Origin of the sequence: Ruegeria lacuscaerulensis, assembly GCF_013034685.1 — a bacterium.
GTDB lineage: Bacteria > Pseudomonadota > Alphaproteobacteria > Rhodobacterales > Rhodobacteraceae > Ruegeria > Ruegeria lacuscaerulensis_B.
On record NZ_WQGO01000009.1, the window covers coordinates 67,628 to 83,764 of the forward strand.

General features: G+C 57.8%; 15 protein-coding genes. 10 read left to right on the top strand and 5 right to left on the bottom strand.

The window, feature by feature from the left end; translation table 11 throughout:
* Positions 1-25 precede the first annotated feature (25 nt).
* The 4 genes from GOV80_RS19280 to GOV80_RS19295 all read left to right on the top strand — a co-directional run bounded on the left by GOV80_RS19280 (position 26) and on the right by GOV80_RS19295 (position 4,660).
* Positions 26-685 (top strand): response regulator transcription factor, encoded by a 660-nt coding sequence (locus tag GOV80_RS19280; RefSeq protein WP_170787167.1) that lies wholly within the window; start codon positions 26-28, stop codon positions 683-685.
* Complete coding sequence (locus GOV80_RS19285; protein ID WP_170787169.1) at positions 685-2,028, top strand: sensor histidine kinase; 1,344 nt, start codon at positions 685-687, stop codon at positions 2,026-2,028. Before GOV80_RS19280 ends, GOV80_RS19285 begins: the two co-directional genes overlap by 1 nt.
* An 81-nt stretch (positions 2,029-2,109) precedes the next feature.
* Positions 2,110-2,484, top strand: coding sequence for a hypothetical protein (locus GOV80_RS19290; protein WP_170787171.1), 375 nt, complete (start codon positions 2,110-2,112; stop codon positions 2,482-2,484).
* 403 nt (positions 2,485-2,887) lie between these two features.
* Positions 2,888-4,660 carry a Tad domain-containing protein gene (locus GOV80_RS19295; RefSeq protein WP_170787173.1) on the top strand — a complete coding sequence of 591 codons (1,773 nt, stop codon included), beginning with the start codon at positions 2,888-2,890 and terminating at the stop codon, positions 4,658-4,660.
* A 72-nt stretch (positions 4,661-4,732) separates the two neighbouring features.
* On the opposite strand, the gene GOV80_RS19300 is transcribed toward GOV80_RS19295, so the two are convergent.
* The 5 genes from GOV80_RS19300 to GOV80_RS19320 are packed head-to-tail and all read right to left on the bottom strand — an operon-like array spanning position 4,733 to position 10,481.
* On the bottom strand, positions 4,733-5,740 hold the full coding sequence (locus GOV80_RS19300) for an Ldh family oxidoreductase (protein ID WP_170787175.1): 1,008 nt from the start codon (positions 5,738-5,740) through the stop codon (positions 4,733-4,735).
* A gap of 13 nt (positions 5,741-5,753) precedes the next feature.
* Positions 5,754-6,383: a DUF3726 domain-containing protein gene (locus tag GOV80_RS19305; RefSeq protein ID WP_170787177.1), complete on the bottom strand. Its 630-nt coding sequence runs from the start codon at positions 6,381-6,383 to the stop codon at positions 5,754-5,756.
* Positions 6,380-8,065, bottom strand: coding sequence for a hypothetical protein (locus GOV80_RS19310; protein ID WP_170787179.1), 1,686 nt, complete (start codon positions 8,063-8,065; stop codon positions 6,380-6,382). The genes GOV80_RS19305 and GOV80_RS19310 overlap by 4 nt, the downstream gene beginning before the upstream one ends.
* A complete protein-coding gene (locus tag GOV80_RS19315) occupies positions 8,062-9,036 on the bottom strand; it encodes a membrane dipeptidase (RefSeq protein ID WP_170787181.1) in 975 nt (324 codons plus the stop codon). Before GOV80_RS19315 ends, GOV80_RS19310 begins: the two co-directional genes overlap by 4 nt.
* Entirely contained in the window at positions 9,036-10,481 is a 1,446-nt protein-coding gene (locus GOV80_RS19320; protein WP_170787183.1) for an aldehyde dehydrogenase family protein, read from the bottom strand. Before GOV80_RS19320 ends, GOV80_RS19315 begins: the two co-directional genes overlap by 1 nt.
* A 101-nt stretch (positions 10,482-10,582) precedes the next feature.
* Here GOV80_RS19320 and GOV80_RS19325 point away from each other — a divergent pair, with 101 nt between their 5' ends.
* From GOV80_RS19325 to GOV80_RS19350, 6 genes are all read left to right on the top strand, one after another.
* A complete protein-coding gene (locus tag GOV80_RS19325) occupies positions 10,583-11,452 on the top strand; it encodes a LysR family transcriptional regulator (protein ID WP_170787185.1) in 870 nt (289 codons plus the stop codon).
* A gap of 209 nt (positions 11,453-11,661) precedes the next feature.
* Entirely contained in the window at positions 11,662-12,174 is a 513-nt protein-coding gene (locus GOV80_RS19330) for a TetR/AcrR family transcriptional regulator (protein ID WP_170787187.1), read from the top strand.
* 198 nt (positions 12,175-12,372) lie between these two features.
* The gene (locus tag GOV80_RS19335; RefSeq protein ID WP_170787189.1) at positions 12,373-13,668 is read left to right on the top strand and encodes a hypothetical protein; all 1,296 of its coding nucleotides are present in this window, start codon (positions 12,373-12,375) and stop codon (positions 13,666-13,668) included.
* Between the two features lie 15 nt (positions 13,669-13,683).
* Positions 13,684-14,805 carry a cytochrome-c peroxidase gene (locus GOV80_RS19340; protein ID WP_170787191.1) on the top strand — a complete coding sequence of 374 codons (1,122 nt, stop codon included), beginning with the start codon at positions 13,684-13,686 and terminating at the stop codon, positions 14,803-14,805.
* The gene (locus GOV80_RS19345) at positions 14,805-15,536 is read left to right on the top strand and encodes an MbnP family protein (protein WP_170787193.1); all 732 of its coding nucleotides are present in this window, start codon (positions 14,805-14,807) and stop codon (positions 15,534-15,536) included. The genes GOV80_RS19340 and GOV80_RS19345 overlap by 1 nt, the downstream gene beginning before the upstream one ends.
* Positions 15,537-15,647: 111 nt before the next feature.
* Positions 15,648-16,088 carry a hypothetical protein gene (locus GOV80_RS19350; protein WP_170787195.1) on the top strand — a complete coding sequence of 147 codons (441 nt, stop codon included), beginning with the start codon at positions 15,648-15,650 and terminating at the stop codon, positions 16,086-16,088.
* The last annotated feature ends 49 nt before the right edge of the window (positions 16,089-16,137 follow it).

The window sequence follows — 16,137 nt, forward strand, 5'->3', positions numbered from 1 at the left end:
AACTGAATAGCTGTAAATTCGCGTTATGAGAGTACTTCTGGCAGAAGATGAGCCGCATCTGAGCGCTCAAATCAAGAGATTGCTGAATGCTGAAGGGCGGGTCGTGGACACCGCTCAAAACGGCTTGGAGGCCCTGCATCTGGGGTCGACCGAGCCTTACGATATGATCATTCTCGATATCGGCCTGCCTGAACGCGATGGTATCACAGTTTTGCGGGAATGGCGTGAGGCCGGGGTTTCGACGCCGGTCCTGATCCTGACCGCGCGCGATGGGTGGAGCGATCGGGTCGACGGGCTGGATGCAGGCGCGGATGACTATATGATCAAGCCCTTCCATATGCCTGAACTGGCCGCGCGGGTGCGCGCGATATTGCGCCGGCAAAGCGGACAGCTGAGCGCTGTCATCGAAATGGGCGATGTGGCGTTGGACACAAAGACCGGGCGGGTGACGGTCAAGGATGTGCCGGTGGACCTGACCGCGCAGGAAATCGCGGTTCTGACATATCTGTCGCACAATCGCGGACGGCTGATCTCACGCACCGAACTCTCTGAGCATATCTATGAATATGACGGTGATCGGGATTCCAACACTATTGCGGTTTTCATTACACGCCTGCGCAAAAAGCTGGGATCGGACCTGATCAAGACGGTACGTGGACGCGGCTATATGATTGACACGGACTGATGCTTTCCCTGCGTCAGCGCGCATTGCTGGGGGGGATCGCTTCTGGGGCGGTGTCGGTTGGCGTGGGGACTCTGGCAGTGTTTTCCTACATCAACTCAAGGGTCTCCGACCAGTTTGACACCGCGCTGCGGGATCGCCACACCCAGCTTGTGGTAGGGTTGAGCGTCACGACAGACAATCCCGATGCGCTTGGCAACCTAATGTTCGACCCGGCTTATGGCACACCGTTTTCCGGGCGCTATTGGCAGGTCACCGGTAGCGATGGGTCGGTATATACCTCGGCCTCGTTATTCGATGAAACGCTGGCCGAGCCCCGGGGCCTTCCCAACGCGCCTACCTTTTGGAACACGCAAGGCCCCGAAAATGAGGCCGTGCGCAGTATCTACCAGGAAATTTCTTACGAAGACGGAACGGTCTGGGGTGTCAGCGTGGCTGAAAGCCGCGAGGAATTGATGGGCGAACGGCGCGCGGCCCAGCGGAACCTTCTGCCGGTCTTTACGCTTGTCGGTCTCATCGGGGTGGCTGGGTCGCTATTCTTGATGTCGGCTATTCTGGGGCCGCTGCGCAAACTACGCACAGATGTGTCCCATCGCTGGGACACGGATGAGGGGTTGAAGCCGGATGACTACCCCGAAGAAGTCTCGCCGCTGGTTGAGGATCTCAATCAATTGTCGCGACGCAACCGGGACATCGTCTTCGGGTCGCGACGGCAGACCGCTGATCTGGCTCATGCCCTCAAGACTCCGACGGCCATATTGCGCAATGAACTAACCAGTCTTTCCGAACAAGGTGCCACGACAGACACGGCGCAAGAGGCACTGGACCGGATCGATGCGCAGCTCAGCCGCTCACTGGCGCGGATGCGTGCGATGAATACGGCCGAACTGACCCATTCCCGTACGGATCTTTCAAATTCGGTCGACCGTCTTGCGCGCTTGTTCTCGAGAATGACCGAACGGGAAGGCAAACAATTTCAAGTCACTCGCGAAACCGGATTATGGGTGCGCATGGACCCTCAGGATATCGAAGAGGTTCTGGGCAACCTGATGGATAACGCCGTTAAATGGTGCCAGAAGACTGTTCGGGTTGTGGCGCAGGTTAGAAAAGGCAACGTCGAGGTTCTAATCGAGGATGATGGGCCGGGCATCCCCGAGGACAACCGGCGCGAGGCCCTGCGCTCGGGCGGGCGGTTGGACACATCGGTTGCCGGCAGCGGGCTTGGTCTTGCGATTGCGGTCGATCTGCTGAACGCGTATGGGGCAAAACTCGACCTTGGCCGTTCAACGAGCCTGGGCGGGCTGGAGTGTCGTATCGTTATTCCGACGGGCTGGAAAAGACCTTAGATTGCGTCGGTTGGGTGCAATTAGGGCAAACGGCTTTTCTTAAGTAATCTTGGCTCATTCTGATAGCTTGGAGTGGGGCATATGCGGATAACTTTGGACATCATTGAAAAAGGCACGGTCATAGGCGCGGCAATTGCTGCGGTCCTGCCGCTTTATCAATGGTATGATGAACGGTCCGGTCGAGAGTTGGAACGTGTCTCCAGCTTGGTCATCGGAGGGCAGGCCTGTGCAGAATGGGTTATTTCTCATGATGTGCGGGCCACCGTGGATGTCCTAGAAAATGCGCCTGAGGATGTTGTGACGGCGGCGGTCAACCGCGCGGATTTTGCGTTGAATATGTCAATTTTGTGCGGAAAACTTCTGGATCATTTGCACATGGGGATGGAGAAACTGGACCTGTCCCGAGCCGAGGAAGAAGCCATGCGCTGGTCCGGTTTTCCGTATGAAGACGAGTAGTGAGAGGCCTATTTTCACGGTAATTTTAGGCGTGTGTGTGGGCCGAGTGGAACCGTTGGGCGGCAAGGCCTGACGTGAGGTGTCCGCGATGAAATTTCCAGGCTCGCGACTCGGAGGCCTAAAAATAAGGGAATGTGGCAAGGTTACCCAGGGTCACTCGGTCTGTTAATTTTCGGTCAGTGGTCCTCGTGCAAAGCGTCGTTTTCACGGATGCGTGATATCATATTGATTTTAAATATTTTTATTCGAATTCGTGACAGTTCCGTGTTTTCCACGTCACCCGCGCGTTCATTTTGAGTTAAAAATGGGTTCACCTCCGGTAACCCAAATAGCAACATTACGGCAAAATAGAGACAACTTCTTTGGGCATCTTATTCGCGAATAAGGATGTCTGGAGAAAGAAATGTTTAATCTGAATTCACGGAAGAAAGCCGTTTCAAAAACTCTCCGAAATTCGGTTGCGGATGTTGGTTGGTTTGCGAAACGCGAAGAAGGTGGTTTGACGATTTTCGCGTTGTTTGCCTTTTTTCTATTATTGGCTGCGGCGGGTATTGCCGTCGATGTAATGAATTATGAGCGCGACCGCGCGAAATTGCAGTGGGCTCTGGACAACGCTGTCCTCTCTGCCGCGAGCCTTGAGCAAACCCTCGATCCTGCCCAAGTTGTCGAAGCACATCTGGCGGCATCCGGTTTGGGCGAGTACGCAAGTTCGATTTCTGTTGAAGACAAATATCTGGACCGCACTGTCCGTGCCAGCCTGACATCTGGTTTTGACACCAATTTCATGCGGTTGAGCGGTGTTGAGACGATTTCATTGGGCGTGAATTCCGCCGCGCATGAGGCGGCACCGTGCACCGAGATTTCCATGGTTTTAGACATCTCAGGCAGTATGGGGAACAATCAACGCCTGACCCAAATGCAGACCGCAGCCAAAGCATTTGTCACAAAAACTCTGGAGCATAACAACGACCCAGGCACCGAGTGCGCGACCTCGGTCAGCGTTATCCCGTTTGCAGGTCAAACCAACCCAGGCTCGGTGATGTTCGAATACTTGGGCGGCGAGCGGTTTGGCACGACCACCGACGACGATTTCTTCCCGGAATGGAAGCAGGATATCTCGAACGTCGTGTTCTGGTTTGATACAGACGGCAATGCTGACCCCGATTTTTCCGTCAAGATCGACAGCTTCCCGGACAACGAAACCGATCTGTTCAACAAGGATGACGTCGACACGTACTATCACTATGTCCGGGACTTTATCATCAACAACTCGTCCCAGCTGCCTGAGAGCGCCGAACTGGTGGGTGCATCCATCAAGGGCGGGAAGCAGGAGACGATGTATTACAGCATTGACCGGACAACGACGGTCTATAGTGAGGCTTCGGGCCCAACCAAGTTCAATAACGTCGACATCGAGCTTCAGTATTCGGATTTCCACAGCTATGTGGGCAACATTCCGAACAATACCTCGTCTTGCCTGGAAATGACCTATTCGGATTTCCTGAATACAAGCCTGCCTTCAGGTTCGATCGATCAGACGCCCTATTTCGTGAACTGGGAATATGATGAGACTACCCAGAATTGGGGTTGGTGCCCGGAAGACGAAATGAGCATCCAATACGCCCAGAACGATGAAACCAAACTGCACAATTTCATCGACGGTCTGCGCCTGTTCGATGGAACCGGCACCAACTACAGCCTGAAATACGCGCTGGCCCTGCTGGACCCGTCAAGTCAGGATGAGTTTGCCTATCTCAGCCAAGCTGGGGAAGTTCCCGCCGAGTTCGCAGACCGCCCGCTGAGCTGGGATCACGAAAACAGCTCAAAGATCATTGTGATCATGACCGATGGACAAACCACCCCGCAGGTTCGCCCCACCGATGAGATGGAAGAGGAAAACGGCCTGACGGAGCTGACTGCGCGTCCAAGTGATGACTCGACCATCGCCTCGTCGCAGCTGACCAACCTGCAACTGTTCCAAGAACAGTGTGAATTGGCCAAAACGAAAGGTGCCGTTGTTTATACCGTCGCGTTCGAAACCACGGAGCAGGCCGCATCCGAGATCAGAACCTGTGCTTCGTCCTGGTCGCACTACTATGAAGTGACCGGTGAAGAGATCATCGACACCTTCGTGTCGATTGCAGGCTCGATCCAGAAACTGCGCCTGATCCAATAACCCAATGTGGTCGAGAACGAGAAAGGGCGCCAATACGGCGCCCTTTTTTCGTTCTGTAGGGGGTGCGCAGCGTTAGGCCAGGATAGCCGCGATCTTGTCCAAGGTCGCCGTGTTGACCGCGACGCCTTCGGTTTCGGCGGCAATGCGTTTTGCGCGCCGTCCGTCGCCCGGCAGATGCGCGCCGTCCTGAGAATGGATCGCGCCAACCAATGCGCTGATATTCTCAGCAAACATGTCTTGCGCCGCAGCGGCCGGGTCGATGGCGATAAAGAATTGACCGGTTTTGGGAGGCCCCCCAGCTGTGCCCGAGAACGGCGAGGCGTGAATGCCGAGCGTCGCGCCGGTCAGGGCTGCGGCCATGATCTCGGTCAGCAAAGCGATGCCCACTCCTTTGTAGCCCCCCGATGGGGCCATCGAGCCCTTGAGCCCGACATTAGGGTCCGTGGTTGGGTTCCCATCCGCGTCCAGCGCCCAGCCCACAGGGATTGGTTTGCCTTCGCGGGCATGTTTCATGACCTCGCTCTTGGCGATGGTGCTAGCGCTTTGGTCGATCAGAACGGCGGGCTGTCCATCTGTGCCGGGTACCGCGACCGAGAACGGGTTGGTGCCGATAACCGGCTTCGACCCGCCCGATGGCGCGATTGAGGCAGGTGCATTGGTAAAGCCCAACCCAACCAGACCCGCCTGCGCCAACCGGTGCGTGTGATAGCCCAGGACCCCGCAATTATAGCTGTTGCGGATGGCCAAGGCCGCGATGCCCTGTTCCTTGGCGGCTGGGATTAGGGCGTCAAACCCCATGTCAATTGCGCTATGTGCAAACCCTGTTGCCGCGTCAACCGTGATCAGGCCAGAGCGAGGCCGGTCCAAGACGGGCTTTGCGGCACCGTCGACCTTTCCGCATTGCACATGTTCGCAATAGATCGGGATATAGGCCAGACCGTGGCTGGCCACCCCATCCGCTTCGGTTGCCGCCGTGGCAACGGCCAGCGGGCGAGCGTTGGCTTCGGTCGTGCCAGCGGCAACAAGGGCGCGAAAGGCCAGGTCTTCGATTTCGGTCAGGGTCAGAGTGCGGGTTTCCATCGTGTCGCTTTCATCAATCGTTGTCGGACAGGCCAGACCCGGCCCCAAGCAGACGAGAGGCCTCGGTCGCGGGGGCATAGGTGCGGTGGGCAAAACGGTTCAATACGGCCCATGCGGCCGGATCGGGCACCGCGCGTGAGGCGCAGGCAGCGGGTGCGGTCAAGATTCCGCCAAGCGCGACCTTCACCAAAGTGGCGTCGCTGGGCAGCGCTGGGTTCATGGCCAGAGAAGGCCCATCTGTGACGACCTCAACGCCATCCACGGTGATTGTGACGGGCGTTTTCAAATTGCGCGCAATGTTCGCGGCGAATGGCAGCAACAGGGCAGGGGCGGCGACATTGGTCAGTGTGATTTCGCCCGTCCGCAGCGAGCCCATATGGTCGGACAAGGCTGCCCCGGTGGCCAGAGGGCAAAGGATTTCATCCCCGCGCCATTCGTTGCCCTGACATGCCGGGCGGTGCCGGCCCGGCGCATGTGCCAAGCCCCGGTCCAACAGATCGGCCAGAATCTGCGCGCCGTCCAGTCCCGCGGCACATAGCCAGCGGGAGGCCTTTCCGGCCTCTTCGGACAGGCCCCAGCCATAGCCCGCGCCGCGCGTGGCGCGTTTGGCGGTGGCCTCGACCTCGTTTAATGAAAAGCTCATGTCATTGCCCTTGGGTAGACCCAGTGATCAGCGGTATCTGCGGACAGATCCTCAGGGTAGGGGGCACCGGCATACATGCAAATCCGCACCCAACGGTCCGAGCGGGGATCGAAATGCGTGGCACCGAAGAACGAGAGTTTCGCTCGCAGCATGTCGATGGGCATGACATCCGCGCCGATCGTATTGTCGCGTATTTCACCATAGGGTGCGACCTGTCCCATCTGCGCGCGCCGGATCGTGTGGCGATGTTCGGGGTGCTGCGACAGAAACGCGGCAATGTGTGTGGTGTCCGGCCAGTGGGACAGGGCGTCATAGGCCGTTGCCGCATCGCGGGCCGGGGCCAAGGGTTGTTCGTATTCCGCGATGGGCTCTTCGAACCGTTCGCCAAGGCGGGGTTCCAGCTTTTCTTCGGACACGTACCAGGCGCGGGCGCAGTTGGCCTGCGCTTTCCAATCAAGATCAAGCGCCCAGTCAAAACTCTGCCGGATCAGCGCGCGAACCTGTGCGACGCTCATATTGCCGTCGATCACCTGCGCCCCGGCGTTGCTGTCGGCCATGCAATCGACCAAACCGTCGACCAGATCGCCGTAAGGTTCGAGGATCAGCGAGGCGAGCAATTCCTGCCCCTCTTCACTCAGATGATCTTCGGACCAGCGGATCAGGGCGTCCCAGGGAAGGTTTTCGGTCAGGTCGCGCTGGGCCAGTTCGGCGGTGAGCGTGTCCAGATCAGCCCTGAGCACGGCCAGCTTGTCGATTTGAACGAGATGATCCGAGCGCCACCACGACACCGACAGCTTGCTGCGTTCGAAAATCGCGCGGAACTGCGCGATGCGGTCAGGTGTGGCTTGGGGCACGGACCGCACCCGCGCGATGGCCTCTTCGCGAACCATGATCCAGTTGTTGAACAGCACGGGATGGTTGACGATGAAGGGCGCCATGCCCAGACCGGTCGAATTGCCGATGCCCAGCCATTGCGCAATCGTTGGGTCCAGACTAGCGGTTTGGTCGCCCCCTTTGGCCTGCGCCATGTGCTGCACCAGATCGCGCACGAAGGTGCGGGTCAGATAAACCGACAGCATCTCGGTTTGGAAAGGGGCGCTCAGTTCCGGGCGGTCGGCAGTTTTCTCACGATCAGCCGCCCCGAACTTGCCCGATCCATAAACGGCCGTGGTGCGCATCAGGTAGCCCACCTGATAGATCTGCTCGGGGTCCGGCTGTGTGCCTGCTGCCAGCGCGTCGACCACATGCGCCCAAAGCCGGACCGAACGGTTGGCGCGAGACAGAGACAACTCGCTTTCGCTGATCCGCCCGGCCTCTTGCAAGGGGACGTTTTGAGACAGGCGGTCAATGTCTTCGGCCGTGGGGATGCCATCGAACAGGGTAAATGTGGCGTCCCAAGCCTCGGCTATCACGCGGTCGGAGCGTTGCTCGGGCGGCAGGTCATGAGCGAAAGCAACCAGTGAATAAGCGCGTTCGGGGCCGTGCGCGGTATAGACCGCATGACCCACCCCGTTCGTGTCGATGTCAAAAACGGGCCGGGTAAAACGCCAGTTCTCGCGCGCCATCCGCCGGGTCAATTGCCGCATGAAACTAAGGCGACATTGGTGCAGCGACCCCAATCGCGACAGTCGCATGACCTGCGCGGGGTCCCGGCGTGCAATATCGCGGTACAGATCGATCATACGCGTGGTCCGAAGTTTTCAGCAAAGAAACGATACCAGTTGCCGCCCATGATACCTGAGACCTCATCTTCGTTCATACCCACGGAACGTAGTCCGGATTCGATATTCCCAAAATCGCGGTTGTCCTGAAACCAGTTTGGCATGGGCGGAAAACCGGGCGCCGAAGCCGAGCCTTCACCATAGTCGATTTCTTTCGTCCAGCGCCCGACGCGCATCCACTCGACCACGCTGTCGGGTTGGTCCTGACACAGGTCAGTGCCGATCCCCAGATGTTGGACTCCGTATTTGTCGGCGGTGCGGGCGATCATCTGACAGAAACTATCCAGCGTGCAGGCGGATTTGTCTTTCAGATGATGCGGATAGACCGAAAAGCCAAGCATCCCGCCATTTTCCGTCACCGCGCGGATCACTGCGTCGCGCTTGTTGCGCAGCGCAGGCGACCAGTCATGCGGATTGGCGTGAGTGATGGCGATGGGACGCTCGGACAGTTCAACAGCCTCGATTGTGGATCGGTCAGCCGAGTGACTCATATCCACAACAAGGCCCACGCGGTTCATCTCTTTGATCACCTGCTTGCCCATGCGGGTGATGCCGGTATCTTCGGCCTCATAGCAGCCGGTGGCCAGAAGGGATTGATTGTTATAGGTCAACTGCATGAACCGGGCGCCCAGATCGTGCAGGATTTCGACCAGACCGATATCGTCTTCGATGGGCGAGGGGTTCTGAAAGCCGAAGAATACCGCCGTCCGCCCGGTTTCGCGCGCTGTGTCGATGTCGCTGGCCCAACGACCCTTCATGATCAGGTCGGGGAATTGCTCGAACCAACGGTTCCACTTTTCAAAGTTCAGGACGGTTTCGCGGAAGTTCTCATGATAAGAGATGGTGACGTGGATTGCATCCACGCCACCTTCGCGCAGTTGCCGGAAAATCTTTTCCGACCAGTTGGCATATTGCAGCCCGTCGATACGCATCAGACCGGCGTCCCGGCGCTGATATAGGCGGTTTTGACGGTGGTGTAGAACTCAGCTGCCGCTTTTCCCTGCTCACGCGGGCCATATGAGCTGTCGCCGCGTCCGCCGAAGGGTACGTGATAGTCGGTGCCCGCTGTCGGCAAGTTCACCGTGACTACGCCAGTGCGCGCGTTGCGGCGGAAATGGGTGGCGCGGGCGAGGCTTTGGGTCACGATGCCCGAAGTCAGGCCGAATTTGGTGTCGTTGACGACGCTCAGCGCCTCATCATAGCTGCCGACCTTGATGACGCTGGTTAGCGGCGCGAACATTTCTTCGCGGTTGATGCGCATGTCGTTGGTGGTGTTCAGGAACACTCCGGGCGACATGTAGAACCCGTCATGCGGCATCTCCAACCGCGCGCCGCCACAAGCTAGCTCAGCGCCCTCAGACTTGCCCAGATCGACATAGGCGAGGTTTTCCTGCAACTGCTGCTCGCTGACAACCGGCCCCATCTGAGTGCCGTCTTCCAGCGCGTGCCCGACCTTCATTGCTTGCGCACCAACGACAAGTTTCTCGACGAATGCATCATGGATGCCCGCATGAACAACCAGCCGTGACGAGGCGGTGCATTTCTGCCCAGTGCCGCCAAACGCGCCCCCCAGCGCCAGCGTCACAGCCAGATCAAGATCGGCGTCGTCCATGACGGCTAGCGCGTTCTTGGATCCCATCTCCATCTGTACCTTGGTCAGGTTCTGAATGGCCGCTGCCGCAATCCCCTTGCCCACCGGAACCGACCCGGTGAATGAAATCGCGTTCACCTTGGGGCTTTCCACCAGACGCTGCCCGATGCTGCGCCCCGAGCCCATCATCAGGCTGAACAGGCCCTTGGGGATGTCCTGACGTTCAATGATCTCGGTCAGGGCTACGGCCGAGGCCGGGGTTATGTTCGCAGGCTTCCATACGACGGCGTTGCCGTAGCACAGCGCTGGTGCAATCTTCCACGAAGCGGTCGCGGTCGGAAAGTTCCACGGGCTGATGATGGCAACAGTGCCCACGGCCTCGCGTCGCACGTCAATCTCAACACCGGGTCGAACGCTATCGGCATTCTCACCGATCTGGCGCAGGCATTCAGCGGCGTAATAGGTAAAGAACTGACCGGCGCGATAGACTTCACCTTTGCCCTCGGCCAGCGGTTTGCCCTCTTCGCGGGACAAGAGCGTGCCCAGCTCTTCCGCGCGGGCGATCAATTCATTGCCAATGGCGTTCAGAACGGCCTGTTTGCGTTCGGGCAGGTAAGCGGCCCATTCGGCCTGCGCCACACGCGCCTGATCCAGTGTTGCCTCAAGCTGATCCGTGCTGGCCTGCGCGAAGATGCCGACCAGATCGCTCAGATCCGAAGGGTTGCGGTTTTCGATTTCAGAATCACCCGCCAGCCATTCGCCAGCGATCAGGTTCAGTTTGGTCACAATGCGCCCCAGAGCAAAATAAGAGTCGCGCTTAGGATGGCTTTTCCGCCGTATATCAGTCAAATTCAAACGAATGAACAAAAGTTCAGGAAAACTGAAATATGGCACTCAAGATTGAAACCCTTCGTTGTTTCTGCACCGTTGCCCAAACCGGCAATTTGACCGAGGCCGCGGATCGCTTGGGGCGCACGCAGTCGGCGGTATCGATGACATTGAAACAGTTTGAGGACCATCTGGGTCGAAAGCTGTTTGAAGGTGAGCGCAAGAGCCGTTTGTCCCCATTGGGAGCGCAAGTGTTTGAACTGGCGCTGAAACAAGTGCGTCAGTTCGATCAGGCCGTGCAGGACATCGAAGAGGCCGCGATCGCCGAGCAGGGGCTCTTGCGCATTGCCTCGGTGCCGTCGGTTGCGGCTTTGATTTTTCCACGCGTGTTATCGCATCTTGCGCGGCAGTATCCCGGCGTGAAAGTCGATTTGCGCGACACCGATACGCAGCAGGTTCTTGACGCGCTTGTCGAAGGCAGAGCCGATATCGGGATCGCCTCGGGGTATCATGCGTTGAATGGTATTCGCGCGGTGCCGCTGTTGCGGGACCGATTCGGGCTGGTCTGCTCTGCAGAGCATCCGTTGATCGCGCAAGAGGCGCCGCCGACCCTTGCCCAAATCGCCTCGGTTCCATTCATTCGCAACGCATTGTGCGACCTGATCGAGTCGCCGCAGTTTCACGCCGCGATTGACCGGGCGGGAGTGACCATCCACAACACGCATTCGTTGATTGCGATGGTTCGGACCGGTGATTGGGTGACGGTTTTGCCACAAACGGTGACAGGGTTCATTCCGGAAGCCACCGCATTTCGACTGATCCGCGACTTGCCAGATCACAGGCAGGTATTCCTATATATCCACGAACGATCACGGTTTCCTGACCTGGTTCGCGCGACCGAGAAGATCATTTTGGCGGAAAACGCTTAGCGTCACGTCAACGCTGTGGTTCCCAAGGATAGGGCGTTCCCTATTGGCTGCGGCTGGCCAGTTGTCATTTTTCACGAACAGTGTCAGAAATGTAAAAATGTGATTGATTGGTCAAAGGCGGTACTTTGTGTTTGTGCCCTGCCTGACCGGGAAGTGGGGTATTTTTGGCGACTGCGAACACAATTTCCGGCGTGAACCCACAAGATATCATGACCGCCTTTGCCCAGTACGGATTTCGCAAAACGTCAATGGAAGACATTGCGCGCGCGGTGGGTCTGTCTCGCCAGTCGATCTACAAGAAATTCGGATCGAAGGACGCGTGTTACGCTTGGGCGCTGAGGGCCTATACAGAAGCGTTGTACCAGCATGTTTTCGCGATGCTCGATCAGGCTGAAAACGCGCCGATGGCTGTAGTGGAAACGGCGCTGATTTCTGTCGTCGGAGATTCGGTCGAACTGGCTGAATCCAGGCACGGGTCCGAGCTGCTCGAGGATGCTCTGGCCGTCGCAAGCGCCCAGCCCGAAAATTGGCCCAGCCTGTATGCCCAGAAGCTGGGGGCATTTATCTTGCGCCACGACCTGGCTGCAACGCCGGAACGGGCGCAGGATCTGGCGCATATTTTGATAACCGCCACACGGGGCGCTTTGGTTGTTGCGTCTTCGCGCGAGGCGTTCGCGCAGGATATTCGCCGAATTCTGCGCGGGGTTTTCGGTGATCCCTAGGCGCGGTTTCGGGCCACGCTTGGGGAATGCTCACGCAGTGGTCAAACTGTTTTGAAACACAGTGACTTCCTTACTGCCGCATACTGATTTCCGGTAAAGCGCCGGGGTGTTTGGTGCAGGCGTCTCACTGTGATATGACGTTACGTAAGATACATCTAACCCTGAACTTTTTAGGGCTGTGCAACAAGGGGGAAGGCTATGAAATACATGGGATTTGGAGCAACCATTCTGTTTGCGGCAGGGTTGGTCGTCAGCACTTCAGCCAGTTACGCGCAGACCCGTGAAGAAAGCCATGGCATGGTGTTGCTGCGCGGGTTGCCGACGCTGGATACCCATCACAGCGTTGCCATTGTTGAATTGGACCCGGAATCTGATCGCTTTGGAGAAATTCTCAGCGAGGTTGAGCAACCCGATATCGAGCACCCTCTGCATCACCTTTACTATAGCCCGAACGGCAGGCTGTATTCCACCGGGCTCGATCCGGCGTGCAGTCTGGCCGAGATTGGCTTGTCGAGGGACGCTGGCGGTGCGCCGGTGATCGAAGGCATCACCTGTCTGGACACGCAGGGCCAGATCGTGGGCGAAGATATCATGTGGGCCAATTCGAACGGGCAGGAATACATGTTTGTCACCTTCATGGGGGGCACTGGTGGTGATGATGGCGGCTCGGTCGGGGTGTTTGATCCGCAAACCAACGCCGTGGTCAAAATCATCGAAGCCCGCAAAAGTCAGATCGGCGAAGGTGCCCCGTATATCATGTACCCGCACGGCATTTCGGCGTTTGACGACCGTATGGTGGTGACATCGACCGTGCATCCTGACTTGGCTACTGGTGTTGGGAACGCGTTGACGATCATTGATCTGAACACGTTGGAGCCTATCCAGAACATCACCGTCGAGAATGAAAAGCCGCTGAACTTCCCGTCTTCTCCGGTCGAGGTTCTGTTCGCGCGGCCCAGCATTCACCCCGATATCGAACCGGCCATTCTGGCCAATACAATGTTCGGGTTCGAGACGTGGAAAATCCCCTATGACGCCAAGGCCAAGACCTTTGGCGCGCCCGAGGTCATCTATAGCGGTGTCGCCAATGACACTGCCGTGCCCTTGGAATTCTATGGCACCGAGGATGAGCTGTTCATTTCGCACGCTTTGCCCGGTGTGGTGAAACGGTACGAACTGGGCGCACTGCCGGACCTGGTGTCCAGCGGCCCCGACATCGTGACCGATCCCGGTGCACATCACATGATCTTTTTCACCTCCGCCTCAGGGCGCGAGTTGATCGCGATTCAGAACAATCTGCTCAATCTGGGCAACGGTGCGGACAATGACCCGACCGATGTGGATTTCATTGCTTCTCTGAACGCGCACACGATTTCGGTGCATGATCTGGAAACCGGTGAACGTATCGGGACAGTCAATTTCAAGGAACGCTACAACAAGGGCGTGGACAACGTTGAGGGTCTGTTTGGTTCGGGCTTTGTGCATCACCACTAACGGATCGGGTGGCCCATGCCTCGGGTGATCGTTCTGCTGGCCGCCGCTGCGATTCTGGTCGCGGCGGGGTGGCTGATCCGGGACTTCATCCGCGATCCGGTGGCGACACCCATCGCCGACTTCTCGGCGCCGTTTGTGTTCGGGCGGTTTGCCGTGCCGCCTGATAACCCGCTGACTCAGGAAGGTTTCGCCTTGGGGCGGCACCTGTTCTACGACCCTATTCTATCCGCGAACAACGAAGTGTCCTGCGCCACTTGCCACATTCAGGCGATGGCTTTCACCGACGGGCGTTCCCGATCTCCGGCCTTATCGGGCGGTGAGCTGGAGTTCAGCGCCATGAGCCTGGTCAATCTGCTTTGGGGGCAGGAGAGGTTCTTTTGGGATGGCCGTGCGACCTCGCTTGAAGAGCAGGCGCTGATGCCGATCCAGCACCCCGAAGAGATGGGGCAGGATATCGACGTGCTGGTTGCAGAGCTGTCCAGCTCGTCTAGCTATCGTCGCATGTTTCGCCGCGCCTATGGTGAAGTCAGCGCCGACAACATCGCCCGGGCGTTGGCCAGTTTCATGCGGATGCTGATCTCGGACAATTCCAAATACGACAAATACCTGCGCGGTGAGGTGCGGTTGAACGCGCAGGAAGAACATGGGCGCAAATTGTTCATGGCCCATCCTGACACCAAAGTGTCCCTGCGCGGCGGGAATTGCATTGATTGCCACAGTCAGTTCCTGACCTCGGGGTTTCGGGACGCGCTGGACGGGTTCTCGAACAATGGGCTCGACCCAGAGGACACGCTGGCACCTGGTTTGATGGCGGTCACGGGAAACCCTGCTCACAAAGGGTTCTTCAAGGTTCCAACCCTGCGCAATATTGCCGTGACCGCTCCTTATATGCATGACGGCCGGTTCGAGACGCTGCGAGATGTCATGAATCACTATAATGACGGCATTGTCGTCAGCGACACGCTCAGCCCGTTGATCCTTGAAGCCGATAACGCCCCTGACACCCCGTCGGATACGGTGGGCCTGCGCATGACACCTGAGGAAATCGACGCAATCATCGCTTTTCTACATACGCTGACCGACGAAGTTTTTTTGACCGACCCTGCCTTTTCCAATCCGTTTGAAGGAGGCTCATGATGTCCCGCCTGCAAGCCATGTCCGGTTTCGGTCTGTTGGTGTTGCTTGCCATCGGATGGATTGTGTTCGTCCCTGGCCCCAAACGCACGACCGATGTCACCGTCACGCTGCGGGCGACCATGAACGGGGCCCCGCTGACCTTCGACCAGTTCATGTATGACAACCCCGCTGGACCCGGCGCGTTTCGGGTACGAGATTTTCGGTTTTACCTCAGTAATCTGGTTTTGACCTCTGGCGATGAAGAGTTCGTGGAGCCCGACAGCTATTACCTTGCCCGGTTCGACAATGCGGACAGATCTTATGTGATCACTCTGTCCGATGTGCCACTGCGCCGGATCGAGGGACTGCGCTTTTTGATCGGCGTGGACCCGGACGCCAACGGGTCGATCCTTGCGCGGGGCGATCTGGACCCCAACAGCCAGATGGCGTGGAACTGGGAGGTCGGGTATAAATTCGTTCTCTTCGAGGGTGCATTGGATGTGGATGGAGCCATTTCTCCACTGGTTTATCATGTTGGGTTCTCCGAGAACGCCCGCGAGGTCTCGGTTCTGGTTCCGGCAGACATGACGCGGGCAGGGGAGACGCAGATAAATCTTGATGTCGATCTGGCCAAACTGTTCGACAACGCGGCGCTGATTGATATGCAAGCCCTGCCGACGGTGAAATTCGACCGCACCGATGCGCGAATGCTGGCAGACAACTACGCGGACATGATCTCGGCATCCTATTAGCGGTTTCGCAGGGTTTGCGGCACAAAGCCAAATTTCCGCCCTTATTCGGTCAGATGATCCGCAAAATCAGGGCGCACAAAGATCTTCATGAAGGTTCAGGGGGTCTTTGCTGTGAAGCGCATCATTGGACATATCGACAGTCAGAAAAGGCGACTCTACGCGATTGCGTTTCTGGCGTTTTCTGCCGGATATGTCCTGTACTCCCATATCGAGGTGACACGTTTCGGGATGCCCCTGCCGGTGTTCACCGGGCTGCTATATATGTCGATGATCGTGTTCGCGACGGCTGTGTCTACGTATTTTCTGCCCAAACTAGCCCGCGTGACAGATGCTGTCGCAGTAACGCGTCTGGGTTTCGCCGTTTGGGTCGCCGGCACGCAAAGTTACGAGGTTGCGGCCTCACCCTTGATCGGCGCGACCATTGTGATCGGAGGTGCAATGGTTTTGTTGCAACTGCGTAGCTGGGCCACCTTTGCGGTTCAATCCATGCGGGCAGTCACAGCGGTCGATCAACCAGTTCCTGTTTGGGTTGGCGCCCAGCGTCGGGCGTAGTCATGACCCAAGGCGGCACCCCCGCCTGATCTGCACAAATCCTGCACAA

What these genes read in the sequence shown, in the direction of transcription:
- GOV80_RS19310 (WP_170787179.1), bottom strand. Translation starts at nt 8,065, where the DNA reads ATGATCGATCTGTACCGCGATATTGCACGCCGGGACCCCGCGCAGGTC.
- GOV80_RS19280 (WP_170787167.1), top strand. Translation starts at nt 26, where the DNA reads ATGAGAGTACTTCTGGCAGAAGATGAGCCGCATCTGAGCGCTCAAATC.
- GOV80_RS19330 (WP_170787187.1), top strand. Translation starts at nt 11,662, where the DNA reads ATGACCGCCTTTGCCCAGTACGGATTTCGCAAAACGTCAATGGAAGAC.
- GOV80_RS19345 (WP_170787193.1), top strand. Translation starts at nt 14,805, where the DNA reads ATGTCCCGCCTGCAAGCCATGTCCGGTTTCGGTCTGTTGGTGTTGCTT.
- GOV80_RS19315 (WP_170787181.1), bottom strand. Translation starts at nt 9,036, where the DNA reads ATGCGTATCGACGGGCTGCAATATGCCAACTGGTCGGAAAAGATTTTC.
- GOV80_RS19295 (WP_170787173.1), top strand. Translation starts at nt 2,888, where the DNA reads ATGTTTAATCTGAATTCACGGAAGAAAGCCGTTTCAAAAACTCTCCGA.
- GOV80_RS19340 (WP_170787191.1), top strand. Translation starts at nt 13,684, where the DNA reads ATGCCTCGGGTGATCGTTCTGCTGGCCGCCGCTGCGATTCTGGTCGCG.
- GOV80_RS19305 (WP_170787177.1), bottom strand. Translation starts at nt 6,383, where the DNA reads ATGAGCTTTTCATTAAACGAGGTCGAGGCCACCGCCAAACGCGCCACG.
- GOV80_RS19335 (WP_170787189.1), top strand. Translation starts at nt 12,373, where the DNA reads ATGAAATACATGGGATTTGGAGCAACCATTCTGTTTGCGGCAGGGTTG.
- GOV80_RS19325 (WP_170787185.1), top strand. Translation starts at nt 10,583, where the DNA reads ATGGCACTCAAGATTGAAACCCTTCGTTGTTTCTGCACCGTTGCCCAA.
- GOV80_RS19300 (WP_170787175.1), bottom strand. Translation starts at nt 5,740, where the DNA reads ATGGAAACCCGCACTCTGACCCTGACCGAAATCGAAGACCTGGCCTTT.
- GOV80_RS19285 (WP_170787169.1), top strand. Translation starts at nt 685, where the DNA reads ATGCTTTCCCTGCGTCAGCGCGCATTGCTGGGGGGGATCGCTTCTGGG.
- GOV80_RS19290 (WP_170787171.1), top strand. Translation starts at nt 2,110, where the DNA reads ATGCGGATAACTTTGGACATCATTGAAAAAGGCACGGTCATAGGCGCG.